This is a genomic window from Enterobacter cloacae complex sp. BZL2005 (assembly GCF_049238885.1).
Classification (GTDB): Bacteria; Pseudomonadota; Gammaproteobacteria; order Enterobacterales; family Enterobacteriaceae; genus Enterobacter; species Enterobacter roggenkampii.
This window is the reverse complement of the sequence record NZ_JBMKGI010000001.1, coordinates 680,045-704,600: the sequence shown is the minus strand read 5'-3', so window position 1 is coordinate 704,600 and position 24,556 is coordinate 680,045. Positions and strand designations below refer to the sequence as shown.

The 24,556-nt window shown below is 55.7% G+C and carries 19 protein-coding genes and 1 pseudogene; 6 read left to right on the top strand and 14 right to left on the bottom strand.

Features of this window, described 5'->3' with window-relative positions; all coding sequences use genetic code 11:
• Positions 1–8: 8 nt before the first annotated feature.
• Positions 9–809, bottom strand: coding sequence for a glucosamine-6-phosphate deaminase (gene nagB / locus ACOTXI_RS03555; protein ID WP_008501061.1), 801 nt, complete (start codon positions 807–809; stop codon positions 9–11).
• Positions 810–1,135: 326 nt separating this feature from the next.
• Here nagB and nagE point away from each other — a divergent pair, with 326 nt between their 5' ends.
• The 4 genes from nagE to chiQ all read left to right on the top strand — a co-directional run bounded on the left by nagE (position 1,136) and on the right by chiQ (position 7,153).
• Complete coding sequence (gene nagE, locus ACOTXI_RS03550; RefSeq protein WP_032663960.1) at positions 1,136–3,088, top strand: PTS N-acetyl glucosamine transporter subunit IIABC; 1,953 nt, start codon at positions 1,136–1,138, stop codon at positions 3,086–3,088.
• Between the two features lie 179 nt (positions 3,089–3,267).
• Positions 3,268–4,935, top strand: a complete 1,668-nt coding sequence (gene glnS, locus ACOTXI_RS03545; RefSeq protein ID WP_021242997.1) for a glutamine--tRNA ligase — start codon at positions 3,268–3,270, stop codon at positions 4,933–4,935.
• 446 nt (positions 4,936–5,381) lie between these two features.
• The gene (chiP, locus tag ACOTXI_RS03540; protein WP_058653540.1) at positions 5,382–6,779 is read left to right on the top strand and encodes a chitoporin ChiP; all 1,398 of its coding nucleotides are present in this window, start codon (positions 5,382–5,384) and stop codon (positions 6,777–6,779) included.
• Between the two features lie 47 nt (positions 6,780–6,826).
• The gene (chiQ, locus tag ACOTXI_RS03535; protein ID WP_025912725.1) at positions 6,827–7,153 is read left to right on the top strand and encodes a ChiQ/YbfN family lipoprotein; all 327 of its coding nucleotides are present in this window, start codon (positions 6,827–6,829) and stop codon (positions 7,151–7,153) included.
• 91 nt (positions 7,154–7,244) lie between these two features.
• On the opposite strand, the gene fur is transcribed toward chiQ, so the two are convergent.
• From fur to ybfF, 4 genes are all read right to left on the bottom strand, one after another.
• The gene (gene fur / locus ACOTXI_RS03530) at positions 7,245–7,691 is read right to left on the bottom strand and encodes a ferric iron uptake transcriptional regulator (RefSeq protein ID WP_008501066.1); all 447 of its coding nucleotides are present in this window, start codon (positions 7,689–7,691) and stop codon (positions 7,245–7,247) included.
• A 291-nt stretch (positions 7,692–7,982) separates the two neighbouring features.
• Positions 7,983–8,513, bottom strand: coding sequence for a flavodoxin FldA (fldA, locus tag ACOTXI_RS03525; RefSeq protein WP_008501067.1), 531 nt, complete (start codon positions 8,511–8,513; stop codon positions 7,983–7,985).
• Positions 8,514–8,668: 155 nt separating this feature from the next.
• On the bottom strand, positions 8,669–8,956 hold the full coding sequence (ybfE, locus tag ACOTXI_RS03520; protein ID WP_008501068.1) for a LexA regulated protein: 288 nt from the start codon (positions 8,954–8,956) through the stop codon (positions 8,669–8,671).
• A gap of 128 nt (positions 8,957–9,084) precedes the next feature.
• Entirely contained in the window at positions 9,085–9,858 is a 774-nt protein-coding gene (ybfF, locus tag ACOTXI_RS03515) for an esterase (protein WP_058653538.1), read from the bottom strand.
• Positions 9,859–10,041: 183 nt separating this feature from the next.
• Here ybfF and seqA point away from each other — a divergent pair, with 183 nt between their 5' ends.
• Positions 10,042–10,590, top strand: coding sequence for a replication initiation negative regulator SeqA (gene seqA, locus ACOTXI_RS03510; RefSeq protein ID WP_008501070.1), 549 nt, complete (start codon positions 10,042–10,044; stop codon positions 10,588–10,590).
• A gap of 24 nt (positions 10,591–10,614) precedes the next feature.
• The gene (pgm, locus tag ACOTXI_RS03505) at positions 10,615–12,255 is read left to right on the top strand and encodes a phosphoglucomutase (alpha-D-glucose-1,6-bisphosphate-dependent) (protein ID WP_058653536.1); all 1,641 of its coding nucleotides are present in this window, start codon (positions 10,615–10,617) and stop codon (positions 12,253–12,255) included.
• 90 nt (positions 12,256–12,345) lie between these two features.
• Here the strand turns inward: pgm and potE are convergent, their stop codons facing one another.
• From potE to kdpF, 9 genes and pseudogenes are all read right to left on the bottom strand, one after another.
• Positions 12,346–13,659 carry a putrescine-ornithine antiporter gene (potE, locus tag ACOTXI_RS03500; RefSeq protein WP_008501072.1) on the bottom strand — a complete coding sequence of 438 codons (1,314 nt, stop codon included), beginning with the start codon at positions 13,657–13,659 and terminating at the stop codon, positions 12,346–12,348.
• A pseudogene (gene speF / locus ACOTXI_RS03495) lies at positions 13,656–15,853 on the bottom strand (ornithine decarboxylase SpeF). The gene potE and the pseudogene speF overlap by 4 nt, the downstream one beginning before the upstream one ends.
• A gap of 254 nt (positions 15,854–16,107) precedes the next feature.
• Positions 16,108–16,212: a leader peptide SpeFL gene (gene speFL / locus ACOTXI_RS03490; protein WP_003858645.1), complete on the bottom strand. Its 105-nt coding sequence runs from the start codon at positions 16,210–16,212 to the stop codon at positions 16,108–16,110.
• Positions 16,213–16,490: 278 nt separating this feature from the next.
• A complete protein-coding gene (gene kdpE, locus ACOTXI_RS03485) occupies positions 16,491–17,168 on the bottom strand; it encodes a two-component system response regulator KdpE (RefSeq protein WP_008501074.1) in 678 nt (225 codons plus the stop codon).
• Complete coding sequence (gene kdpD / locus ACOTXI_RS03480) at positions 17,165–19,852, bottom strand: two-component system sensor histidine kinase KdpD (RefSeq protein ID WP_058653534.1); 2,688 nt, start codon at positions 19,850–19,852, stop codon at positions 17,165–17,167. Before kdpD ends, kdpE begins: the two co-directional genes overlap by 4 nt.
• On the bottom strand, positions 19,853–20,428 hold the full coding sequence (gene kdpC, locus ACOTXI_RS03475; protein WP_023343593.1) for a potassium-transporting ATPase subunit KdpC: 576 nt from the start codon (positions 20,426–20,428) through the stop codon (positions 19,853–19,855).
• Between the two features lie 12 nt (positions 20,429–20,440).
• Entirely contained in the window at positions 20,441–22,489 is a 2,049-nt protein-coding gene (gene kdpB / locus ACOTXI_RS03470) for a potassium-transporting ATPase subunit KdpB (RefSeq protein WP_008501077.1), read from the bottom strand.
• An 18-nt stretch (positions 22,490–22,507) separates the two neighbouring features.
• Positions 22,508–24,187, bottom strand: a complete 1,680-nt coding sequence (gene kdpA / locus ACOTXI_RS03465; protein ID WP_058653532.1) for a potassium-transporting ATPase subunit KdpA — start codon at positions 24,185–24,187, stop codon at positions 22,508–22,510.
• Positions 24,187–24,276: a K(+)-transporting ATPase subunit F gene (gene kdpF, locus ACOTXI_RS03460; RefSeq protein ID WP_014069365.1), complete on the bottom strand. Its 90-nt coding sequence runs from the start codon at positions 24,274–24,276 to the stop codon at positions 24,187–24,189. The genes kdpA and kdpF overlap by 1 nt, the downstream gene beginning before the upstream one ends.
• Positions 24,277–24,556: the final 280 nt, after the last annotated feature.

The following is a 24,556-nucleotide window of genomic DNA, read 5'->3' as shown; positions in this document are numbered from 1 at the left end:
TTATTCAATTACAGACCTTTGATGTTCTCGGCTTCTAACTCGTTGAAGTATTTCAGCGTTTTAACCTTCAGCTCCATCGTGGACGGTTCGTCGCAGACGATGACTGATTTAGGATGCAGCTGCAGACAGCTGATGGTCCACATATGGTTAACGTTGCCTTCAACAGCAGCCTGGAGCGCCTGCGCTTTCACGCCGCCCAGCACCAGAATCATCACTTCTTCAGCATCTAGCAGGGTGCCTACGCCTACGGTCAGGGCGTATTTTGGAACCTGGTTCACGTCACCGTCAAAGAAGCGGGAGTTTGCCACGCGCGTGTCATGGGTCAGCGTTTTAATACGGGTACGGGAAGCCAGAGAGGACGCCGGTTCGTTAAACGCGATATGACCATCATTACCTACGCCACCCATGAACAGGTGGATTTTACCGTAGGAACGGATTTTTTCTTCATACTGACGGCATTCTGCGTCAATATCCGGCGCGTTTCCATTCAGCAGGTTAATATTTTCAGCTGGGATATCAACGTGATCAAAGAAATTGCGGTGCATAAAGCTATGGTAGCTTTCCGGGTGGTCTTTCGGTAAGCCAACATATTCATCCATATTGAAGGTCACAACATGTTTGAAGCTAACCTGGCCTGCTTTATGCATCTCAACCAGCGCCTTGTAAGCGGTCAGCGGTGTGCCGCCGGTTGGAAGGCCCAGAACGAAAGGACGATCGGCGGTCGGTTTGAACGCGTTAATGCGGTTTACGATATGGCGAGCGGCCCATTTACCAACTTGTTCTGCAGTTGCAAGGGGAATCAGTCTCATTGTTCACCTCAAAGTTTAAGTAGAAGAGTGGGCGGATGGCTTCGGAACCTGATACTAAAGCGTAACCTGGAAACTTTCAGGCCGGATCAATCCGTCTTGATTTTTTGAATGATAAAATAAGTTTTCACTGTTAGCCAGTGCAAGGGAGGGCTGAATACGATATTTGGTGACAAAAATCACAAAAAATAGGTGTTTAATTTGCGATACGAATTAATTTTTCACACACTCAGACTGCCAGTGAATTATCAACGGTATCTATCGTTCGTGACACAATAAAAACATAGTTTATGCGCGAGCCTGAAAAAGGGTCTCGTAGGGGGAATAGGATGAATATTTTAGGTTTTTTCCAGCGCCTCGGTAGGGCTTTGCAGCTCCCTATCGCCGTGCTACCGGTTGCAGCGCTGCTGCTGCGATTCGGGCAACCCGATCTTCTTAACGTACCGTTTATTGCTCAGGCTGGCGGTGCCATTTTTGACAACCTGGCGCTGATTTTCGCCATCGGTGTTGCCTCTAGCTGGTCAAAAGACAGCGCGGGTGCCGCAGCGCTGGCAGGGGCAGTCGGTTATTTCATCCTGACGAAAGCGATGGTAACCATTAACCCAGAAATCAACATGGGCGTGCTGGCAGGTATCATTACCGGTCTGGTCGGTGGTGCTGTGTACAACCGCTGGGCAAACATTAAGCTGCCAGACTTCCTGAGTTTCTTTGGCGGCAAACGTTTCGTGCCGATCGCGACAGGTTTCTTCTGTCTGGTTCTGGCCGCTATCTTTGGCTACGTCTGGCCACCGGTACAGCATGCGATCCATGCGGGTGGTGAGTGGATTGTATCAGCGGGTGCACTTGGCTCAGGTATCTTTGGTTTCATCAACCGTCTGCTGATCCCAACCGGTCTGCATCAGGTGCTGAACACTATCGCATGGTTCCAGATTGGTGAGTTCACCAATGCTGCGGGCACCGTATTCCACGGCGACATCAACCGCTTCTACGCGGGTGACGGCACCGCAGGCATGTTCATGTCTGGCTTCTTCCCAATCATGATGTTTGGTCTGCCGGGCGCTGCGCTGGCAATGTACCTGGCTGCGCCAAAAGCGCGTCGCCCAATGGTTGGCGGCATGCTGCTGTCCGTTGCGATTACCGCGTTCCTGACCGGTGTAACCGAGCCGCTGGAATTCCTGTTCATGTTCCTGGCGCCGGTGCTGTACCTCATGCATGCGGTCCTGACCGGTATCAGCCTGTTTGTGGCGACCCTGCTGGGTATCCATGCTGGCTTCTCCTTCTCTGCAGGCGCGATCGACTACGTGTTGATGTACAACCTGCCGGCGGCAAGCAAGAACGTCTGGATGCTGGTGGTAATGGGTCTGGTCTTCTTCGTCATCTACTTCGTGCTGTTCACTGCGGTTATTCGTATGTTTAACCTCAAAACGCCGGGCCGCGAAGACACCAAAGATGAAGTGGTCACCAACGAAGCCAACAGCAACACCGAAGAGGGTCTGACCCAGCTGGCGACCAGCTATATCGCTGCCGTCGGGGGGACTGACAACCTGAAAGCCATTGATGCCTGTATCACCCGTCTGCGTCTGACGGTAGGTGACTCTGCGCGCGTCAGCGACGCAATGTGTAAACGCCTTGGTGCATCGGGCGTGGTTAAACTGAACAAACAAACTATCCAGGTTATCGTGGGTGCCAAAGCGGAATCCATCGGTGACGAAATGAAGAAAGTGGTTGCCCGTGGACCGGTCGCGGCGGCATCAGCCGACAGCGCGCCTGCGTCGACGGCTGCCCCGGTAGCGAAGCCGCAGGCCGTGCCTAACGCCGTAACGGTGGCCGCGCTGGTCTCTCCGGTAACGGGTGACGTGGTTGACCTTGAGCAGGTACCTGATGAAGCGTTCGCCAGCAAAGCGGTCGGTGACGGTGTGGCGGTGAAACCAACGGATAAAACCGTGGTGTCTCCTGCTGCCGGTACCATCGTGAAAATCTTCAACACCAACCACGCGTTCTGCCTCGAAACCGAAAAGGGCGCGGAGATCGTTGTCCACATGGGTATCGATACCGTTGCGCTGAATGGTCAGGGCTTTACTCGCCTGGTGGAAGAGGGCGCTGAAGTGGTGGCCGGGCAGCCGATTCTGGAAATGGATCTGGACTTCCTGAATGCCAACGCGCGTTCCATGATTAGCCCGGTGGTTTGCAGCAACATTGACGACTTCAGCGGTCTGGTCATCCAGGCGAAAGGTCAGGTTGTTGCGGGTCAAACCCCGCTGTATGAGATTAAAGGCAAGTAATCGCTCCTGAGTAGAGTCATGCCTTAAGCGGCGGGGGATATCCTCCGCCGCTTTTTTTTGCAGCAAATGCCCCCATTATTTTCATCTGATACGTATTTTCCGTAACTAAGGGTTGTCACTACGTCCGGCTTATAAGATCATATGCCGTTATACGTTGTTTACGCTTTGAGGAATCCACGATGAGTGAGGCAGAAGCCCGCCCGAGTAACTTTATTCGTCAGATCATCGATGAAGATCTGGCCAGTGGTAAGCACACCACAATTCATACCCGTTTCCCGCCGGAGCCGAATGGCTACCTGCATATCGGGCATGCGAAGTCCATCTGCCTGAACTTTGGCATTGCGCAAGACTACCAGGGACAGTGCAACCTGCGTTTCGATGACACCAACCCAGTAAAAGAAGACATCGAATACGTTGAGTCCATCAAAAACGACGTGCAATGGCTGGGCTTCAACTGGTCTGGCGATATCTGCTACTCCTCTGACTATTTTGATCAGCTGTATGCCTACGCGGTAGAGCTCATCAACAAAGGTCTGGCGTATGTAGACGAACTGTCTGCAGATGAGATCCGTGAGTACCGCGGTACGCTGACCGCACCGGGTAAAAACAGCCCGTTCCGCGATCGCAGCGTGGAAGAGAACCTGGCGCTGTTTGAAAAAATGCGTGCCGGTGGCTTCGAAGAGGGCAAAGCGTGCCTGCGTGCCAAAATCGATATGGCGTCTCCGTTCATCGTGATGCGCGATCCGGTGCTGTACCGCATCAAGTTCGCAGAACACCACCAGACCGGCAACAAGTGGTGCATCTACCCGATGTACGACTTCACCCACTGCATCAGCGATGCGCTGGAAGGCATCACCCACTCGCTGTGTACGCTGGAGTTCCAGGACAACCGTCGTCTGTACGACTGGGTGCTGGATAACATCACCATTCCAGTGCATCCGCGTCAGTACGAGTTCTCTCGTCTGAATCTGGAATACACCGTGATGTCCAAGCGTAAGCTGAACCTGCTGGTCACCGACAAGCACGTTGAGGGCTGGGACGACCCGCGTATGCCAACCATCTCGGGTCTGCGCCGCCGTGGCTACACCGCTGCGTCAATCCGTGAGTTCTGCAAGCGTATCGGCGTGACCAAGCAGGACAACACCATTGAGATGGCGTCTCTGGAATCCTGCATTCGTGAAGACCTCAATGAAAATGCCCCGCGCGCGATGGCCGTTATCGACCCGGTGAAGCTGGTTATCGAAAACTATCCGCAGGGCGAGAGCGAGCTGGTCTCCATGCCTAACCATCCGAACAAACCGGAAATGGGAAGCCGCGACGTGCCGTTCAGCGGCGAGATCTGGATTGACCGCGCTGACTTCCGTGAAGAAGCCAACAAGCAGTACAAGCGTCTGGTGCTGGGTAAAGAAGTGCGTCTGCGTAATGCTTACGTCATCAAAGCCGAGCGCGTTGAAAAAGATGCGGAAGGGAATATCACCACCATCTTCTGTTCTTATGACGCTGAGACGCTGAGTAAAGATCCGGCGGATGGCCGCAAGGTGAAAGGCGTTATCCACTGGGTGAGCGCATCCCACGCGCTGCCGGTGGAGATTCGTCTGTACGATCGCCTGTTCAGCGTGCCTAACCCAGGTGCGGCGGAAGACTTCCTGGCGACCATTAACCCGGAATCTTTGGTGATCAAGCAGGGTTATGCGGAGCCTTCTCTGAAAGCGGCTGAAGCAGGCAAAGCGTTCCAGTTCGAACGTGAAGGTTACTTCTGCCTGGACAGCCGTCACAGCACGGCGGAAAAACCGGTATTTAACCGTACCGTGGGTCTGCGTGATACCTGGACGAAGATCGGCGAATAATATTGCTGCTCTGGTCAATGAGAAACAAACGCCGCATTATGCGGCGTTTTTTTATTTAACGATCAGAGTATTAAGTCAGGGGTTAAAGGGGCGTCATGAAAATAACAGGTCAATGAGGTGCTACTTATTTTTTAAAAAAAAGTTTGTGTCATTACGAAATTCAAAAGGGTTATAAAAAAGGAAACCGATCCCACGCCTGGACACTGAAATAGCTGAGAATTTCCCGTCATTCCTCGCCTTCCTGTAAATGTTACAAAGCACTACCAATTATGTGCACTTCGTCATAATCCTGACTTTTGCCCGCTGAAAAGCATTGATAATTCGCGTCGCGAAAAATAACCTAAAGACGGTAGTTAATTCGAGGGTATTTAACACTACCCCTGACCATTTGGTCTTTTTTATTTACGCCGTTTCAGGCGTTTTAATTCGTCAAAGAGGAATAATCTATGCGTACGTTCAGTGGCAAACGTAGTGCGCTGGCGCTGGCTATTGCCGGTGTGACAGCAATGTCGGGCCTGGTGATTGCGCCAGAGGCAAAAGCAGCGGGTTTCATCGAAGATTCTACCCTCACGGGCGGTATTTATTACTGGCAGCGTGAGCGTGACCGTAAAGACGTCACTGAAAATAAATACAAAACCAACCTCTCGCACTCCACCTGGAACGCCAACCTGGACTTCCAGTCAGGCTACGCCGCGGATATGTTCGGTCTGGATATCGCCGCGTTCACCGCGATCGAAATGGCGGAAAACGGCGACAGCGGCCACCCGAACGAAATCGCCTTCTCCTCCAGCAACAAAGCCTATGATGAAGACTGGTCCGGGGATAAGAGCGGTATCAGCCTCTACAAAGCCGCAGCGAAATTCAAATACGGCACGGTCTGGGCGCGTGGGGGCTATATTCAGCCAACCGGCCAGACGCTCTTAGCCCCACACTGGAGCTTTATGCCGGGTACCTATCAGGGTGCAGAAGCCGGGGCTAACTTTGACTACGGTGACGCAGGTGCGCTGAGCTTCTCCTATATGTGGACCAACGAGTACAAAGCACCGTGGCACATTGAAATGGACAAGTTCTACCAGAACGATAAGAAAACCAAAGTCGATTACCTTCACTCGCTGGGTGCGAAATACGACTTCAAAAACGATCTGGTTCTCGAAGCGGCATTCGGCCAGGCGCAAGGGTATATCGATCAATACTTTGCCAAGGCCAGCTATAAGTTTGATATTGCGGGTAGCCCGCTGAGTACCAGCTACCAGTTCTACGGTACGCGCGACAAAGTCAGTAACGGTGGCGTCAATGATATCTACGACGGCACCGCGTGGCTGCAGGCGTTAACCTTCGGCTACAAGGTCGGTCAGGTTGATTTGCGTCTGGAAGGCACATGGGTGAAAGCGGAAGGGCAGCAGGGCTACTTCCTGCAGCGTATGACCCCGACCTATGCTTCCTCCAACGGTCGTCTTGATATCTGGTGGGATAACCGCTCCGACTTCAACGCCGACGGTGAGAAAGCAGTCTTCTTCGGCGCGATGTATGACCTGAAAAACTGGAACCTGCCGGGCTGGGCCGTGGGCGCTTCTTATGCTTACGCCTGGGATGCAAAACCAGCCGACATGGCAACACCGGATGCTTACTACGATCCAAACTATCGCCTGAAAGAGTCTTCCTACAGCTTGGATGCTATCTATACCCTGCAGGATGGCCGCGCGAAAGGCACGATGTTCAAACTGCACTTCACCCAGTACGACAACCACTCCGATATCCCGAGCTACGCGGGCGGTTACGGCAACATCTTCCAGGATGAACGTGACGTGAAATTCATGGTTATCGCACCGTTCACCATCTTCTGATGAATCGTCCGGCGGGTTAGATCCCGCCGGACCGGAGACTGCAAATGATGAAAAAAATCGTAATCGTCGCGCTGTTGGCATCGGGGCTGGTGGCGTGTGCCCAGACTCAGGCACCGAAAGAGGACTCCCGTCTCAAGGAGGCCTACAGCGCCTGTATTAATACAGCGGAAGGTTCGCCGGAGAAAATTGAAGCCTGCCAGAGCGTGCTGAACGTGCTGAAGAAAGAGAAAGCGCACGAGCAGTTCGCGACGCAGGAGAATGTCCGCGTGATGGATTACCAGGCCTGTATCCAGGCACGTAAAACCGGTAACGATCAGGAAGTGGCGAAGCGTTGCGATAAGATCTGGAACGAGATACGCAATAACAATAAATAAGTTGCTTTACGCCCGATGGCACTGTGCCACCGGGCTTTTTTCTGGCAAAAAAAAGCCAACCTTACGGCTGGCTCAGAGTATGAACACTCACTTATTTTGCGTCATGCGCATGTTCATTTTCGCGGCAATCGCCTTCAGCGCAGTGACCATAAAGGTACAGGCTGTGGTTGGTCAGACGGATGCCGTGACGCGCGGCGATTTCACGCTGGCGCGCTTCGATAGAGTCATCGCTAAATTCAATGACCTTGCCACAGTCGAGGCAGATCAGGTGATCGTGGTGCTGCTGCTGGGTCAGTTCGAAGACAGATTTACCACCTTCGAAATTATGACGGGTGACAATGCCCGCGTCATCAAACTGGTTCAGCACGCGATAGACGGTAGCCAGCCCAATCTCTTCACCCATGTCGATAAGACGTTTATAAAGGTCTTCCGCACTGACATGGTGATTGTCTGGACCCTGAAGCACTTCGAGGATTTTTAACCGAGGAAGCGTAACTTTCAGGCCAGCCTTCTTTAATGCGGTATTGTTGTCAGTCATGCGGAATCTGTCCTGTTGCTAAACGATTCACTTCTGTAGGAAGTGACAGAAAATGCACCCGGGATAATGCGTCTCATTATAGAACTGCCATGGCTAAATGAAAACTGCAAGTCTCAGGCAAAATATGCTTATAAAAATGGGGTATCACCAACAAACTTGCTCGGTGGAAAACCACATTTTATCAGGGAGACATTGTACAGGTCTGGGCGAAAAAGTTAAAAGATTGTAGCAATTAATTTAATCGGTTTGACCTGGTGCGCGGGCGCAACCGCCGTTGCGCCGCGATAAAAATCAGGCGTTGAGAATATCGTCCAGGTGCAGTTCTTCACGGATCTGCTTAACCCATTTCTCGACGCGCTCTGCAGTCAGTTCTGGCTGACGGTCTTCGTCGATGGCCAGACCCACGAAGTGATCGTCATCGGCCAGACCTTTGGACGCTTCGAAGTGGTAACCGGCGGTTGGCCAGTGGCCGACGATCACAGCGCCATTCGGCTCAATGATGTCGCGGATGGTACCCAGCGCGTCACAGAAGTACTCGGCGTAGTCTTCCTGGTCGCCACAGCCAAACAGGGCAACCAGCTTACCGTTGAAGTCCACTTCTTCCAGCGTCGGGAAGAAATCATCCCAGTCGCACTGGGCTTCGCCGTAGTACCAGGTCGGAATACCCAGCAGCAGAATGTCATAGCCTTCGAGATCTTCTTTGCTGCTCTTGGCGATGTCATGCACATCAGCAACGTCTTTACCGAGCTGTTTTTGAATGTTTTTCGCGATATTTTCGGTATTGCCGGTATCACTGCCAAAGAAAATGCCGATGATTGCCATGAGTAAAATAACCTCTTGAAACTTAATAGTATGGTGGCGCAATTCGGCCACGGATAAGGGCAATAATAGCAGAACTGGCAACCCTGCGGAAACAGCTATCGCGCAGGACTGCACTCTGTGCTACATGAAAAGGGTAATTAAGGGAATTTTCAGACTTATGCCTGGCTGCGCAGCATCTCAAGCTGGGCGATCAACATCTCTTCAATGAGCTCGCTGCGGCTAATATTTCGCGCGTCGGCCAGCTCGTTAAGCGCATCTACCGCGTCGGCGTTGAGCTTCAGTTCGACACGCTTAAGCCCACGATTTTTATCGCGTTTAAGCTGATTGCGTTTATTGATACGCAGCTGTTCATCGCGTGAAAGCGGATTCGTCTTCGGTCGTCCCGGGCGACGCTCATTCGCGAACAGATCTAGTGTCGTACGGTCCGTTTGTTCTTTGGCCATGATTCTGAGACTTCGGGGGAAACACGCCGCCCTGCTAATGCCCGGGCGATAAGCGCGCCATCATACATCACCAAAAACGGCGCGCCAACGACTGGAAGCCCGCAGCCTTCCAGTCGCTTTCTTTTTAATCAATTTGCAGTGTCAGCAAGATAGCGGCGAATGGCGCGCTGCACGGCGTCAGGTTTTTCCGCATGCACCCAGTGTCCGGCTCCGGCAATGACGTGGGCGCGAGCCTGCGGGAATTGCGCCAGTATGGCGTCGCGGTACGCGTCGGTAACGTAAGGGGAATTGCCGCCGCGAATAAAGAGGGTAGGGTGTGGCCAGGCGGGTACGGTTTGCCAGCCCACAATATTGTTGTACTGGTTCCAGAGCACCGGCACGTTAAAACGCCATTGCCCGTCAACAAACGACTTCAGCAGGAACTGGACGACGCCTTCTTCATCAAGATGCTCACGCATGACGGCAGCCGCCTGCTGACGCGTCGCGGCACCCGCTTCGGTGACCGCATTGATGGCGGCAAAAATTTCGTCGTGACGGCGGACGTCGTAATCCACGGGCGCAACATCAATCACCACCAGGCCGTTAATACGCTCCGGGGCCAGCGCCGTCAGGGCCATCACCGCTTTACCGCCCATTGAATGTCCGATGAGGGTCACCTTTTGCAAGTCGTTGGCATCCAGCGTATCCCGCAGATCCTGCGCCATCGCCGCGTAGGTCATCTCGTCGGAACGGCCGGAAAGACCGTGATTGCGCATATCAACCTGAAGAATATCGTGGTCGGTAACCAGATCGCGCGCCAGCACGCCCAGGTTATCCAGGCTGCCAAAAAGCCCGTGAACCAGTACGATGGGAGAATTATTGTTCGGCGTTTGTGCAGTTTGCGCTCGGGTATTCAATTTCATGGCAAAGTTCTTTTTTTACGTATGTCAGGTTAGGGTATCATGTTGTCCATTCTGCCGCCCGGCTGCAAGGTTCCAGTTTAATCTGACTTTTGCCGCCAACCTGGTTTGACGCTATCCGCTGTTGGGATTTGACCTTATAATCCCAATGACTTGTATTCAGATAAGATATCGCACTGGATTAAGATGAAAACAATCGAAGTTGATGACGAACTCTATCAGTATATTGCCAGCCAGACGCGGCATATCGGGGAGAGCGCGTCCGACATTTTACGGCGCATGCTTAAAATTTCCGCCGCTTCACAGCCTGCTACCCCAGTCACCAAAGATGTCGTGTCTCAGCCAAGCGTTGTTGCACAAGCAAAACCTGCCGTGACACCGGCAAAAGATAAAGTGCGCGCGATGCGCGAGCTGCTGCTCTCCGATGAATATGCGGAGCAAAAAAAGGCGGTTAACCGCTTTATGCTGGTGCTGTCTACACTTTATTCACTGGATAACAAAGCGTTTGCTGAAGCGACCGAGTCGCTGCACGGCCGTACTCGCGTCTACTTCGCGGGCGACGAGCAGACGCTGCTGCAAAATGGCAATCAAACCAAACCCAAACATGTTCCTGGCACCCCATACTGGGTGATCACCAATACCAATACGGGCCGCAAGTGCAGCATGATTGAACACATCATGCAGTCCATGCAGTTCCCGGCGGAATTGATTGAGAAGGTTTGCGGTACAATTTAACCCTTGCATCAGAAGGACCCGGTAATGGCAAATCACAGCCGTGCAGGCCAACCTGCACAACAAAGCGATTTGATTAACGTCGCTCAGCTGACCGCGCAGTATTACGTGCTGAAGCCGGTCGTGGGCAACGCAGAACACGCAGTGAAGTTTGGTACATCTGGTCACCGCGGCAGCGCGGCTCGCCACAGCTTTAACGAACCGCACATTCTGGCCATTGCTCAGGCCATTGCGGAAGAGCGCGCTAAAAATGGCGTTACCGGTCCGTGCTACGTGGGGAAAGATACCCATGCGCTGTCTGAACCGGCCTTTATCTCCGTGCTGGAAGTTCTGACTGCGAACGGCGTCGAGGTGATTGTTCAGGAGAACAACGGCTTCACCCCAACGCCTGCGGTCTCTAACGCCATCCTGGTGCACAACAAAAAAGGTGGCGCGCTGGCTGACGGTATCGTGATCACGCCATCCCACAACCCGCCGGAAGACGGCGGCATCAAATACAACCCGCCTAACGGTGGCCCGGCAGACACTAACGTCACCAAAGTGGTGGAAGATCGTGCGAACGCCCTGCTGGCTGACGGCCTGAAAGGCGTGAAGCGCATCTCTCTGGATGCGGCCATGGCGTCCGGCCACGTAAAAGAGCAGGATCTGGTTCAGCCGTTCGTGGAAGGGCTGGCGGAGATCGTCGATATGGCGGCCATCCAGAAAGCCGGCCTGAAGCTGGGCGTGGATCCGCTGGGCGGCTCCGGTATTGAATACTGGAAACGTATTGCCGAGCACTACAAGCTGGATCTGACCATCGTGAACGATCACGTCGATCAGACCTTCCGCTTTATGCACCTGGACAAAGACGGCGCGATCCGCATGGACTGCTCCTCCGAGTGCGCGATGGCGGGCCTGCTGGCGCTGCGTGATAAATTCGATCTGGCGTTTGCGAACGACCCGGATTACGACCGTCACGGTATCGTCACTCCTGCCGGGCTGATGAACCCGAACCACTATCTGGCTGTTGCGATCAACTACCTGTTCCAGCACCGTCCGCAGTGGGGCAAAGAGGTGGCTGTTGGTAAAACGCTGGTGTCCTCCGCGATGATCGACCGCGTGGTCGAGGCGCTGGGCCGCAAGCTGGTGGAAGTACCTGTGGGCTTCAAATGGTTTGTTGACGGTCTGCACGACGGCAGCTTTGGCTTCGGTGGTGAAGAGAGCGCGGGGGCCTCTTTCCTGCGCTTCGACGGCACGCCGTGGTCAACCGATAAAGACGGCATCATCATGTGCCTGCTGGCGGCGGAAATCACCGCGGTCACCGGTAAAAACCCGCAGGAACATTACAACGACCTGGCAGCACGCTTTGGTGCGCCAAGCTATAACCGTATTCAGGCCAGCGCAACGTCTGCCCAGAAAGCGGCCCTGTCCAAACTCTCTCCGGAGATGGTCAGTGCAAGCACTCTGGCGGGCGATCCGATCACCGCGCGTCTGACGGCGGCACCGGGTAACGGTGCGTCTATTGGTGGTCTGAAAGTAATGACCGAAAACGGCTGGTTCGCTGCGCGTCCATCCGGTACGGAAGATGCGTATAAAATCTATTGCGAAAGCTTCCTCGGTGCTGAGCATCGTCAGCAGATTGAGAAAGAAGCGGTAGAGATTGTCAGCGAAGTGCTGAAAAACGCGTAAGTGCGGTTTGTGTGCCGGGCGGCACTGCGTTTGCCCGGCCTACAACAACGATCGTAGGCCCGGTAAGCGCTAGCGCCACCGGGTTTTTTTTCAACTGTGCTTATTCTTCAATTCAAACCGTGGTGACACCAGACCGTACAGCGTCCAGCCCATAAAGGTCACCATCGCACCATACAGCATCGCTTCCTGGCCGGAGGAATAGAGCGCATAGAAGCTGTAGATTGCGCCAATCAGCGCCACGATATTGGCCGCACGCGCCTTGCGCGGATCCACCTTCGCAACCTTCTGAATAATCACCAGCGCCGCCATCGACAGAATATACGGAATGATGTTCGTCACCACCGCCAGGTTGACCAGCACGTTGAACTGGCTGTTCAGCGACGGGCTAATGGTCATCAGCGACAATCCGCTCTGGAAGATAACAATCGCCAGCATGCCCTGCACCGGCGCATCGGCTTTGGTCACACGGGAGAAGATTTTGGGGAAGTAACCTTCATCAGCCGAAGATTTAAATACCTGTGCGATGGTGAACTGCCAGCCAAGCAGTGAACCGCAGCATGACATGACCATCAGACCCATAATCACTTTCCCGACTTCCGGCGTGAACATCTGCGCGAAGGCCAGTCCGAACGGCGCCGTGGAGTTGGCCAGATCCATGTTCGGAACGATGCCCGCAATGACGTTCGTCGAGACGATATAGATCACCGCCGCGCCCAGCGTACCGCCGAGGACCGCAATCGGCACGTTCTTTTCAGGGTTATCAACCACTTCTGCGTTCGCGCAGGCGGATTCCAGGCCCAGGAAGGCCCAGAGCGTCATGGCGATAGAAGAGCCGACTGCGCTGAAGAACGGCACATGGTGCGGGTTCCAGGAGTTGGCGTACAGGGTCGGGCTGAACCAGAACCAGCCGATGATGCACAGGCCGACAACCGGAATAATCACGCCCCAGACGGTGATGCTGGAGAGCTGTCCGGTGATACGCGCCCCGCCAAAGTTAGCCACGGTGCAGATCCACAGCACGCCGATGGTGGCCAGGCCAATCTGTACCGGGCTAAGCGTCGCGCCAAACAGCTCCGTACCGTAGCCCACGGCGGAGATGGCAATCGCCACGTTGGCGATCAGCAGTGACACCCCGTAGGTATAGTTGGCCATAAAGTTGCCAGATTTACCAAAGGCATACTCGGCGTAGCCCCCCATGCCGCCTGACTTGCGGCTGAACATCCCGCACTTGGCAAACGCCCATGCCAGCGCCATCGAGCCGACGGCGGTCACCAGCCAGGAGATAATTGAAATGGTTCCTACTTCGGCAAGCTTGGTGGGCAGCATAATGATCCCTGAACCCATCATGTTCACCATGGTGAGGATGGTCAGCTGCACCACGCCCATCTTATTGGACTTACTCATAATTTCTCTCCTTTCAGCAGCGCGGGCTGAGCGGCGGGTTGTTTGATGACGTTACAGCGAACCTGTTTGCGGCCCTCGCACTCTTCGACGTACACACCCTGCAGCTCCGGCGCGAAGCCCGGCAGCAGGTTGATGCCTTCTTCCAGCGCGGCGAAGTAGCGCAGCACGGAGCCGCCCCAGACCTCCCCTGGAACCACGCACAATACCCCCGGTGGATAAGGGAGGGCGCCTTCCGCGGCGATGCGGCCTTCCGCGTCGCGCAGGGAGACCAGTTCCACTTCTCCGCGCAGATAGGCGTAGTTCGCGTCCTGCGGGTTCATCATCACGCGCGGGAAGTGAGACTTGCGGAACATCTCTTTCTGCAGCTGTTTGACATTGTGACGGGCGTACAGGTCATGCATCTCCTGGCAGATCTGGCGCAGGGTGTAATCCGCGTAACGTTCCGGATGTTGTCTGCAGATGGAAGGCAGCACCTCTTTTAATGGAGCATCGCTCTCGAGCAGTTTTTCGAAACGCACCAGCTGCGCCACCAGCTGCTGCAGCTTGCCCATATCTTCCGCAGGCGTGAGCAGGAACAGGATCGAGTTGAGATCGCATTTCTCCGGCACGATGCCGTTTTCACGCAGGAAGTTGGCGAGGATGGTGGCGGGCACGCCGAAGCCGTCATACTCCCCGGTGCGGGCGTTAATGCCCGGCGTGGTCAGCAGGAGCTTGCACGGGTCGATAAAATACTGATGCTCGGCGTAGCCTTCAAAAGCGTGCCAGTTTTCACCCGGTACGAAGTGGAAGAAGCGCAGATCGGTCGCAATCTCCGCCGTGTCCCAGCTTTCCCACGGACGGCCATCCACCGTCTCCGGCACGAAGGGGCGCAGATACCGGCAGTGCTCCAGGATTAGTTTTCGCGCCTCAATACCGTTCACCACGCAGTCCATCCACATGTTGCGGCCGCTCTGGCCTTCATGCATACGGGCGTTGATGTCCAGCGCGGCAAACAGCGGATAGAACGGGCTGGTGGAGGCGTGCATCATAAAGGCATTATTCAGCCGCTTATGCGGGACATAGCGCTGCTGACCTTTGATGTGGCTGTCTTTCTTGTGAATTTGCGAGGTCTGGGAGAAGCCGGCCTGCTGTTTATGCACGGACTGGGTAACCAAAATCCCCGGGTCGTTTTCGTTCAGCTCCAGCAGCAGCGGCGAGCAGTCGGCCATCATCGGAATGAACTGCTCGTAACCCACCCAGGCCGAGTCAAACAGGATGTAATCACACAGGTGCCCAATCTTATCCACCACCTGGCGGGCGTTGTAGATGGTGCCATCGTAGGTGCCCAGCTGGATCACCGCCAGACGGAACGGACGCGCATCGCGTGCACGGCCGGGTGCGACTTCTGCCACCAGCTCGCGAAGATAGCTTTCTTCAAAACAGTGGGCGTCAATGCCGCCGATAAAGCCGTACGGGTTGCGCGCGGTTTCCAGATAGACCGGCGTTGCGCCTGCCTGAAGGAGGGCACCGTGATGGTTGGATTTGTGGTTATTACGATCGAACAGCACCAGGTCGCCCGGGGTGAGCAGGGCGTTAAGCACCACTTTGTTGGATGACGAGGTGCCGTTGAGCACGAAATAGGTCTTATCGGCATTAAAGACCTTCGCCGCATGCTGCTGTGCGATGCACGGCGCGCCCTCGTGAATCAGCAGATCGCCCATTGCCACGTCGGCGTTGCACAGATCGGCGCGGAAAAGCGTCTCGCCAAAGAAATCAACGAACTGATTACCGGCAGGATGGCGGCGGAAGAACTGGCCGCCCTGATGCCCCGGGCAGTCAAACGCGCTGTTGCCCTGTTTTACATAGTCGACAAGGGCGCGGAAAAACGGCGGGCGCAGCTGGGTTTCATACTTCAGGGCAGCCGCCTCCAGCTGGCGTCCATAAAAGTCGTTGCTGGTGTCTGAATACTCAAATACGCCATGATGCGCGATAAATAATCTGCCGGAATGAATTCTTCTTTATGCGTCGCGACAAAAACAGGAATGCCAAATCCGGTGGCTTCTATTTCTTCCAGTATGCCATCGGTAATATCACTGACCGCCAGCACAATAGCGGCAACGTCGATATAATCCGAGGCCCGGACATCCACCAGTTCACGCTGGGTGGTAAAGCAATCAGGACAGGCGCGGCTGGCTGCGATTTTTAAACTTTTCATCTTTCTCTCTTTATTTTAGGTAATAAGCGTCCCTCGATTTCTTGCAAAAAAGAAATCGATAATTTTCCGGAAAAAAAGCAAAGGGTGGCCGCTGATTAAAATCAGTACATTGCTTTTTTGATGATTGAAATTCAGTCCGCCCGGTGCGGATGGGTCTGAATCAAAATGAATGAGCGCACGCGTTCACAGGCAATGGCCTGTAAAATAAGATGTTTCAGGGTAACCTGTAAGCGAGTGCGCCAGAAGTCGAAGGACTACCGGGCATTAAAGAGATGAAAGTCAAAGCAGTTTCGGTGGGCAAACATCATGATATGTGTTGTCCGCCTTATATGGGGCATTAAACGATTGTTGTTTTCCATGATTTATTTTCCTTTCAGTAATTGAAAGCACGGTCATTTTATCCAGGAAAGCGCGATTAACTGTGAAGGAGATCACCGTTAACCGATCATTTTAGAAATAAATAGTCGTTTTTGATGAATATCGCAGATCAAAATTCTGATTTGTTGGTATCGGGTTAATAGGATGTATTGCAAATGTTTAAAATGGACATAAATAACCCAAAAAATATCGAGTGGATTATTTATGAAATATTTTCTGAGAGATTTTTATTTTATTTAAAAATAAAATGAATAGTTATTCAGAGCATAAACCGATAACCGATACCGGTTTCAGTTAATAAATGGCGAGGGCGAGCGGGGTCGACTTCGAGTTTCTGACGAAGATGGCCCATATATATGCGTAAATAGTGACTATGTTCCACGGCGTTGGGTCCCCACACCTGACTTAACAGCTGGCGCTGGGTGAGAACCTTGCCGTGATTGTTGAGCAGCACGGCGAGCAGGCGAAATTCGATGGGCGTGAGGTGAATTTCCTCTTCGCCGCGCACAATGCGCCGCGCGGCCAGGTCAACCCGGATATCCCCAAACGTGTAGGTTGGGTCGGCTGGCGTGGTGGCGCTGTGGCGACGCAGCGCCACGCGAAGGCGAGCCTGTAGCTCGCCGATGCCAAACGGTTTAATCAGGTAGTCATCCGCCCCGGCATCCAGCGCGGCGATTTTATCCGTCTCTTCAGTACGGGCGGAGAGCACCAGAATCGGCATCTGGCTCCACTGACGGACTTCACGAATAAAATCGATGCCGTCACCGTCCGGGAGACCCAGATCGAGGATCACCAGGTCCGGCTTGCGGGTGGCGGCTTCAATTAACCCCCGCTGAAGCGTACCTGCATCATGGACGCGCAGACCGTCTCCTTCCAGCGCAGCGCGCAGAAAGCGGCTAATGGCGATCTCATCTTCAACAATCAGAACGTTGATCACAAATCCTCTGGTAATTCATTAAGTTCTGGCGGGGTTTCCAGAGGAAGTGTAACACAAAAACGCGCACCGCCTTCCGGACGATTCTCCGCGGAAATGGAGCCGCCATGCACGTCAATGATCGCCTGGCAAATGGCCAGCCCCAGCCCCACGCCCGGAATGGCCGACTCCTTATTGCCGCGCGCGAATTTCTCGAAAATAGCCAACTCCTGCCCGGCAGGAATGCCCGGGCCGGTATCCCAGACGTTAAGGCGAAGCGCGCCGTCGTCCACCGTCGCATCCACGCCAATCTGCGCGCTGGCGCCCGCATATTTGGCGGCATTTTCAAGCAGGTTGATCAGCACCCGTTCAAACAGCGGACCATCAACGTGAATTAAGGTCAGGGGTTTGGGCATGTTCAGCGCAATATGTCGCCCGCCCATGCCGGGTTCGAGCATTTTCAGCGCGCTGCCCACCACCTCTTCCAGCGTGAGCCACTCTTTTTTGAGGTTAAAACCGCCCGACTGGATACGCGCCATGTCGAGCAGGTTATTCACCAGGCGCGTGGTATTCAGCACGTGCTGGCGGATCTCGCTGGCCTGAAGGGCATGCTTCGAGCCTTCCGCCGCCAGGTCCAGCGTCAGAATTTCTGACTGACCAAACAGGACGGTGAGCGGGGTACGCAGATCGTGAGACAGCGCCGCCAGCAGCGAGTTACGAATGCTTTCACGCTCGCTTGCCAGCCGGGCCTGTTCCTCGCTGGCGGTGAGGGCCAGTCGTTCCAGCGCGCTGGCAACCAGCAGCGTAAACGTCTCCAGTAAACGCTGCTGTTCGGGGATCATCAGCTGGCGCAGGTTGGAAGGCTCCACGATGACCAGCCCCTGATTTTTATCGGCGCTGCGCAGGGGCAGAATTTGGTAGGGCACGCCGGGGAGGGTGTCGGTCCCTGCGCCCGCCGGTAAGCCTTTGTCAAAGCTCCAGCGCGCGATGGCTTCGTCCCAGGGCGTCATGCCTGTGGCGGAGGTCAGTGGGCGCAGCTTGCCGTGTTCGTCCGGGAGTAAAATCAGGTTGCTGGCATGAAACGTCGAGCGGATAAACTGCTCGCTGGTCTGCACGATATCCAGCGGCGTGCGGCCCACCGCCAGCGATTTCGACATCTCATAGAGATGGCGCGTGCGCTGTTCGCGATAGCGGGCGATGCGCGCCTGATAGCGCACGCCCGCCGTCAGATTGCCGATCACCAGCCCGACGGTGAGCATGACGGCAAAGGTGAGGATGTACTGCACGTCCGAGACGGCCAGCGTACCGCGGGGGGCAATAAAGAACAGATCGAAGCTGATGACGTTGATCACCGTCGCCAGGACCGACGGCCAGCGCCCGTAGAAGAGCGCCACCACCACCACGCCCAAAAGGTAGATCATCACCAGGTTGGCGGCATCAAACGCAATCAGCCACTGGCTGGCAATCACGGTAATCAGGGCGCAGAGCACGACGGCGACGAGACAGCCGCGAAGCTGAATGCGCCATTTATCGCTGAAGGTACGGCTGTCCGGCGCGCGATTGGGTAAGGGAGTAGGTTTGTCATCCAGCGCCACGATCACCAGATCCAGATCCGGCGCGCGACGGGCCAGCTTGTCGGCAAAGGATTCGCGGCTAAACCAGCGGCGATGCTGGCGACGGCCGATGACGATTTTCCCCAGGTTATGCTCGCGCGCGTAGCGCAGAATCGCTTTATCTTCCTGCGGATCGGAAAGGGTGGCGGTTTCCGCGCCCAGCTCCTGCGCCAGGCGCAGCGAACTCAGGATCGCACGACGCTGGTTTTCGGGCAGCGCGTGCAGCTGCGGCGTTTCAACATACACCGCATGCCAGACGCTGCCAAATTTGGCCGCCAGGCGCGCGGCGGTGCGGACAAGCTTTTCATTGCCGCTGCCGTGGCCCACGCACAGCAGGATGGCATCCCGCGTGTGCCAGACGCGTTCCTGGCCCTGCAGGTCGCGCCAGGCGCGCATCTGATCGTCCACCCGGTCGGCGGTTCGGCGCAGGGCCAGCTCGCGCAGGGCAATCAGGTTGCCTTTACGGAAGAAATGTTCGATGGCGCGCTCGGCCTGGCCGGCAATATAAACCTTGCCTTCATGCAGGCGCTGGCGTAAATCATCGGGCGGCAGGTCGACCAGCACCACCTCATCGGCGGAATCGAAGAAGGGATCGGGCACCGTCTCGCGTACCTGGATGCCGGTTACGCCGCTGACCACGTCGTTCAGGCTTTCGAGATGCTGAACGTTAACCGTGGTGAACACATCGATACCGGCTTCAAGTAATTCTTCAACGTCCTGCCAGCGTTTGGGGTGGCGCGAGCCTGGCGCATTGCTGTGCGCCAGCTCGTCCATCAGGATAAGCGCGGGACGGCGGGCGAGGGCGGCATCGAGATCGAATTCGGTGACTAACCGACCGCGGTGGCTGATGCGGCGGGGCGGCTGGGTAGCCAGCCCCTTCAGCAGTGATGCCGTCTCTTTACGTCCGTGGGTTTCAACCACGCCGATCAGAATATCGAGCCCCTGCGCCCGAAGCCGCTGGGCTTCCGTCAGCATGGCGAAGGTTTTCCCGACGCCCGCGCAGGCGCCGAAGAAAATTTTCAGTTTGCCGCGATGGGCTTCAGCTGTTTGTTCGAGCAGCCTGTCCGGATCCGGGCGCATGGGCTCGTCGGTCATTTAGTTTTTCCTTAGCGCGTCCAGCGCCAGATTCAGCTCAACAATATTTACCACGGGCATGCCGATGAAGCTGACCAGCGGCTTTTGCGTGTGCTCTGCCACAAGCCTGCTCACCTGTTCGACGGTCAGCTGACGGGCAGCGGCGACGCGCGGGATCTGCCATGCCACGGCTGCTGGCGTCAGGCTGTAGTCCAGCCCGCTGGCCGAGGCGGTTACCAGCTCCACGGGAACGTCACGGCTGGCCTGCGGATTCGCGGCGCGCAGGGCTGCCACGCGCTCAGCGACGGCTTTGTCCAGCTCGGGGTTGCTGCCCGCCAGGTTGCTGCCGCCGGATGCCATCGGATTATACGGGCTTTCGGCAGTGGCGGAAGGGCGTCCCTGGAAGTAGCGGGCATCCGTAAAGTTCTGACCAATCAGGCGAGAGCCGCGGTTTTCACCGTTTTGCAGTATCAGCGAGCCGTTGGCCTGATCCTTAAACCACCACTGGCCCAGCGCGGTGGTCACCAGCGGGTACAGCCCGCCGGTAATGAGAGACAGCAGTATGAACAGAAGTATAGCGGGGCGTAACATGGTCATTTGATTCACCTTTTAAACCAGGCCGAACAGGGTCAACAGCAGGTCGATAACCTTGATACCGACGAAGGGCACCACCAGCCCGCCCAGGCCGTAAATCCACAGGTTGCGGCGCAGCATGGCAGCCGCCGTGAGCGGCTTATAGCTCACGCCCTTCAGCGCCAGCGGGATCAGGAAGACAATAATCAGGGCGTTAAAGATGACTGCGCTCAGAATGGCCGAGGCCGGAGAGTGCAGGTGCATCACGTTCAACGCGTTTAATTGCGGATAGGTCGCAGCAAACGCGGCCGGAATGATGGCGAAATACTTCGCCACGTCGTTGGCGATACTGAACGTGGTCAGCGAACCGCGCGTCATCAGCATCTGCTTGCCGATGTGCACCACTTCAATCAGCTTGGTCGGGTTAGAGTCGAGGTCGACCATGTTGCCTGCCTCTTTTGCGGCCTGGGTACCGGAGTTCATCGCCACCGCCACGTCGGCCTGCGCGAGGGCAGGAGCATCGTTGGTCCCGTCGCCGGTCATCGCCACCAGACGGCCTTCCGCCTGATACTGACGAATCAGTGCCAGCTTGGCTTCCGGTGTGGCTTCGGAAAGGAAATCATCCACGCCCGCTTCGGCGGCAATCGCCGCGGCGGTAAGACGGTTATCCCCGGTGATCATCACCGTTTTGATCCCCATTTTACGCAGCTGGGCAAAGCGCTCTTTGATGCCGCCTTTGACGATGTCCTTCAGGGCAATGACCCCGAGCACGCGCGCGCCTTCGGCCACCACTAGCGGCGTCGCCCCCTGACGGGCCACGCTTTCGACCAGGCTGTCCACTTCCGGCGGGAAGTGGCCGTTGTTAGCCTCGATGTGGCGGCGGATCGCGTCAACCGAGCCTTTACGGATCATGCGATCCTGAATGTTAATGCCACTCATGCGGGTTTGCGCCGTAAAGGGCACGAACGTGGCGTGCAGGCTCTGAACGTCGCGCTGGCGCAGGTTAAAGCGCTGCTTGGCGAGGATCACAATGCTGCGGCCTTCCGGGGTTTCATCGGCAAGCGAGGAGAGCTGGGCGGCATCCGCCAGCGTTTTTTCATCCACGCCCGGGGCGGGTAAGAAATCCGACGCCTGGCGGTTACCGAGGGTAATGGTGCCGGTTTTATCCAGCAGCAACACATCCACGTCACCGGCGGCTTCTACCGCACGCCCGCTGGTGGCGATGACGTTGGCACCGAGCATACGGCTCATGCCGGCCACGCCGATGGCCGACAGCAGGCCGCCGATGGTGGTGGGGATCAGACAAACCAGCAGCGCCACCAGCACCGTGACGGTGACCGCGGTACCGCCATAGGCAGAGAACGGCCACAGCGTCGCGGTTGCCAGCAGGAAGACAATGGTCAGGGCCACCAGCAGGATGGTCAGGGCAATTTCGTTTGGCGTTTTACGACGCTGTGCGCCTTCCACCATGGCGATCATCCGGTCGAGGAAGGTTTCACCCGGGTTAACGCTGCACTGGATCACCAGCCAGTCGGAGAGAATGCGCGTCCCGCCCGTCACGGAGGCGAAATCGCCGCCGGACTCACGGATCACCGGCGCGGATTCGCCGGTGATGGCGCTCTCATCCACCGATGCGCCCCCTTCAATAACTTCGCCGTCGCAAGGGATGATGTCACCGGCTTCCACCAGCACCACATCGCCTTTACGCAGTTCATCTGCCGGAACGTGGTCCATCTGCGCGCCGTACTTAGGCTCACGTAGCTTGCGTGCGAAGGCGGTCTTTTTCACCCCTTTCAGGCTGTTGGCCTGGGCTTTGCTCCGGCCTTCCGCCAGCGCTTCTGCAAAGTTGGCGAACAGCACGGTAAACCACAGCCACAGGCTGATGGCGCCGGTAAACATCGCATTTCCCGGCATATGGCCCGTTCCCATGGCAATCGCCAGGGCGGTGGTCAGGACGCTTCCCGCCCAGACGATAAACATCACCGGGTTGTGCCACTGCACGCGCGGGCTCAGCTTTTTCACCGCATCCATGAGCGCCTGGCGAACTAATGACGGTTCGAACAGGGCCAGTTGTTTACGACTCATGACAATTTCTCCGCAAAATCAGCGTAAAGAGAGGTATTCCGCGACCGGGCCTAACGCGAGGGCGGGGATAAAGGTCAGGGCGCCGACCAGCAACACGGTGCCCGTCAGCAGGCCGATAAACAGCGCGCCGTGGGTCGGTAATGTCCCGGTAGTGGTCGGTTGGATTTTTTTGTTCACCAGCGATCCGGCTATCGCCATAACCGGCACAATGATCCCGAAGCGGCCCACAAACATGCAGAACGCCAGCAGACAGTTCCAGAACGGAGAGTTGGCGCTTAAGCCTGCAAAGGCGCTGCCGTTGTTGTTGGCGGCAGAGGAGACGGCATACAGCACTTCGCTAAAACCGTGAATGCCGGGGTTAAAGATGCCGCTGCGTCCAGCCTCGGTCATCAACGCCAGCGCGGTGCCGAGCAGCACGAGAGCCGGGGTGACCAGAATTGCCAGCGCGGTTAATTTCATTTCGCGAACGTCGATCTTTTTACCCAGATACTCCGGGGTGCGGCCAATCATCAGACCGGCAATAAACACCGCCAGCAGCACGAACAGCAGCATGCCGTAAAGACCGGAGCCCACGCCGCCAAACACCACCTCGCCAATCTGCATCAGCCACATCGGGATCATGCCGCCCAGCGCCGTAAAGGAATCATGCATGGCATTGACGGCCCCGCACGACGCTGCCGTGGTGACGACTGCATAGAGGCTGCTGGCGAGAATGCCAAAGCGGCTCTCTTTACCTTCCATGTTGATTGCGCTATCTGCACCCAGTGAGAGGAAGTGCGGATTACCCTGCCATTCGGCCCACATCACCAGCGCAACACAGACCACAAAGATCAGCGACATCGTCCAGAGCAGGGTACGCCCCTGACGGCGATCGTTGACCACGTCGCCAAAGGCAAAGCAGAGCGCGGCGGGGATCAGGAAAATCGCCAGCATCTGCACAAAATTGGTCAGGGCGGTCGGGTTTTCGAACGGGTGCGACGAGTTGGCGTTGAAGAAGCCGCCACCGTTCGTCCCGAGCATTTTGATGGCTTCCTGCGACGCCACTGGCCCCATCGGCAGGAGCTGTTTTGCGCCTTCCAGCGAGGTATAAGGTGCGTAAGGCAGCAGGTTTTGCAGGCTGCCCTGCTGAATGAAGAACAGCGCGATCAGCAGCGCAATCGGCAGCAGGATCCACAGGGTAATGCGCGTCAGGTCTATCCACGCGTTACCCAGCGTGCTCACTTTCTGGCGCGCAAACGCCCGCGTTAGCGCGAAGATCACCGCAATACCGCTGGCGGCAGAGAGGAAGTTCTGCACGGTTAGCCCGACCATCTGGCTGAAGTAGCTGAGCGTGGTTTCACCGGCATAGGACTGCCAGTTGGTGTTGGTGACAAAACTGACCGCCGTGTTTAGCGCCAGATGCCAGGACAGGCCCGGTAACTGCTGCGGATTCAAAGGCAGGACACCCTGCAACATCAGCATGGCAAAAAGCGCGATGAGGCCAACGATATTCAGCAGCAGAATAGCGATCAGATAGTCACGCCAGTTCATCTCCCGATCGTCTATACCCAGTACGCGCCAGATCCCTTTTTCAACGCTTCCCGTGCCGGGCAGAGGAACGTTATTGATCAGCCGTGCCAGCCCCGAGCCCAGTGGCCTTGCCAGGACGAACAACACCACTAAGAAACTGGCAATAAGCAAAAACGCCTGAGCAGCCATCAGAATGCCTCCGCATTAATCAGGGCATAAACCAGATAACCCAATAACAGGAACACCAGCACGATGCCGGCAATAAGACCTGCACTCACAATCCACCTCCGGGTGACTTTTGTTGTTGTGCTAACGGTAGGATTTATGGCGCAAAGAATTCGCAAAAATGAGAAGGGCGGGTGTAAAAAAAGTATAAAAATGGCAAAGCCCACAATTTAACTATTGATAAGTAAATTGTTAACTTTTTTGTAACTTAATTACGGCGTGAATGTAAATTTTGGCTAAACGGACGAAAATAAGTGGTCGGATGAGTAGTAAAATTACAAACAAAGCGATATTATTTTAGCCAGGTCACAGATTTTGAATTTTCCGGATGAC

Excerpts from the sequence above, each read along its gene's own strand:
- nagB (WP_008501061.1), bottom strand. The coding sequence starts at position 809 with ATGAGACTGATTCCCCTTGCAACTGCAGAACAAGTTGGTAAATGGGCC.
- nagE (WP_032663960.1), top strand. The coding sequence starts at position 1,136 with ATGAATATTTTAGGTTTTTTCCAGCGCCTCGGTAGGGCTTTGCAGCTC.
- glnS (WP_021242997.1), top strand. The coding sequence starts at position 3,268 with ATGAGTGAGGCAGAAGCCCGCCCGAGTAACTTTATTCGTCAGATCATC.
- chiP (WP_058653540.1), top strand. The coding sequence starts at position 5,382 with ATGCGTACGTTCAGTGGCAAACGTAGTGCGCTGGCGCTGGCTATTGCC.
- chiQ (WP_025912725.1), top strand. The coding sequence starts at position 6,827 with ATGAAAAAAATCGTAATCGTCGCGCTGTTGGCATCGGGGCTGGTGGCG.
- fur (WP_008501066.1), bottom strand. The coding sequence starts at position 7,691 with ATGACTGACAACAATACCGCATTAAAGAAGGCTGGCCTGAAAGTTACG.
- fldA (WP_008501067.1), bottom strand. The coding sequence starts at position 8,513 with ATGGCAATCATCGGCATTTTCTTTGGCAGTGATACCGGCAATACCGAA.
- ybfE (WP_008501068.1), bottom strand. The coding sequence starts at position 8,956 with ATGGCCAAAGAACAAACGGACCGTACGACACTAGATCTGTTCGCGAAT.
- ybfF (WP_058653538.1), bottom strand. The coding sequence starts at position 9,858 with ATGAAATTGAATACCCGAGCGCAAACTGCACAAACGCCGAACAATAAT.
- seqA (WP_008501070.1), top strand. The coding sequence starts at position 10,042 with ATGAAAACAATCGAAGTTGATGACGAACTCTATCAGTATATTGCCAGC.
- pgm (WP_058653536.1), top strand. The coding sequence starts at position 10,615 with ATGGCAAATCACAGCCGTGCAGGCCAACCTGCACAACAAAGCGATTTG.
- potE (WP_008501072.1), bottom strand. The coding sequence starts at position 13,659 with ATGAGTAAGTCCAATAAGATGGGCGTGGTGCAGCTGACCATCCTCACC.
- speFL (WP_003858645.1), bottom strand. The coding sequence starts at position 16,212 with ATGGAAAACAACAATCGTTTAATGCCCCATATAAGGCGGACAACACAT.
- kdpD (WP_058653534.1), bottom strand. The coding sequence starts at position 19,852 with ATGACCGACGAGCCCATGCGCCCGGATCCGGACAGGCTGCTCGAACAA.
- kdpC (WP_023343593.1), bottom strand. The coding sequence starts at position 20,428 with ATGACCATGTTACGCCCCGCTATACTTCTGTTCATACTGCTGTCTCTC.
- kdpB (WP_008501077.1), bottom strand. The coding sequence starts at position 22,489 with ATGAGTCGTAAACAACTGGCCCTGTTCGAACCGTCATTAGTTCGCCAG.
- kdpA (WP_058653532.1), bottom strand. The coding sequence starts at position 24,187 with ATGGCTGCTCAGGCGTTTTTGCTTATTGCCAGTTTCTTAGTGGTGTTG.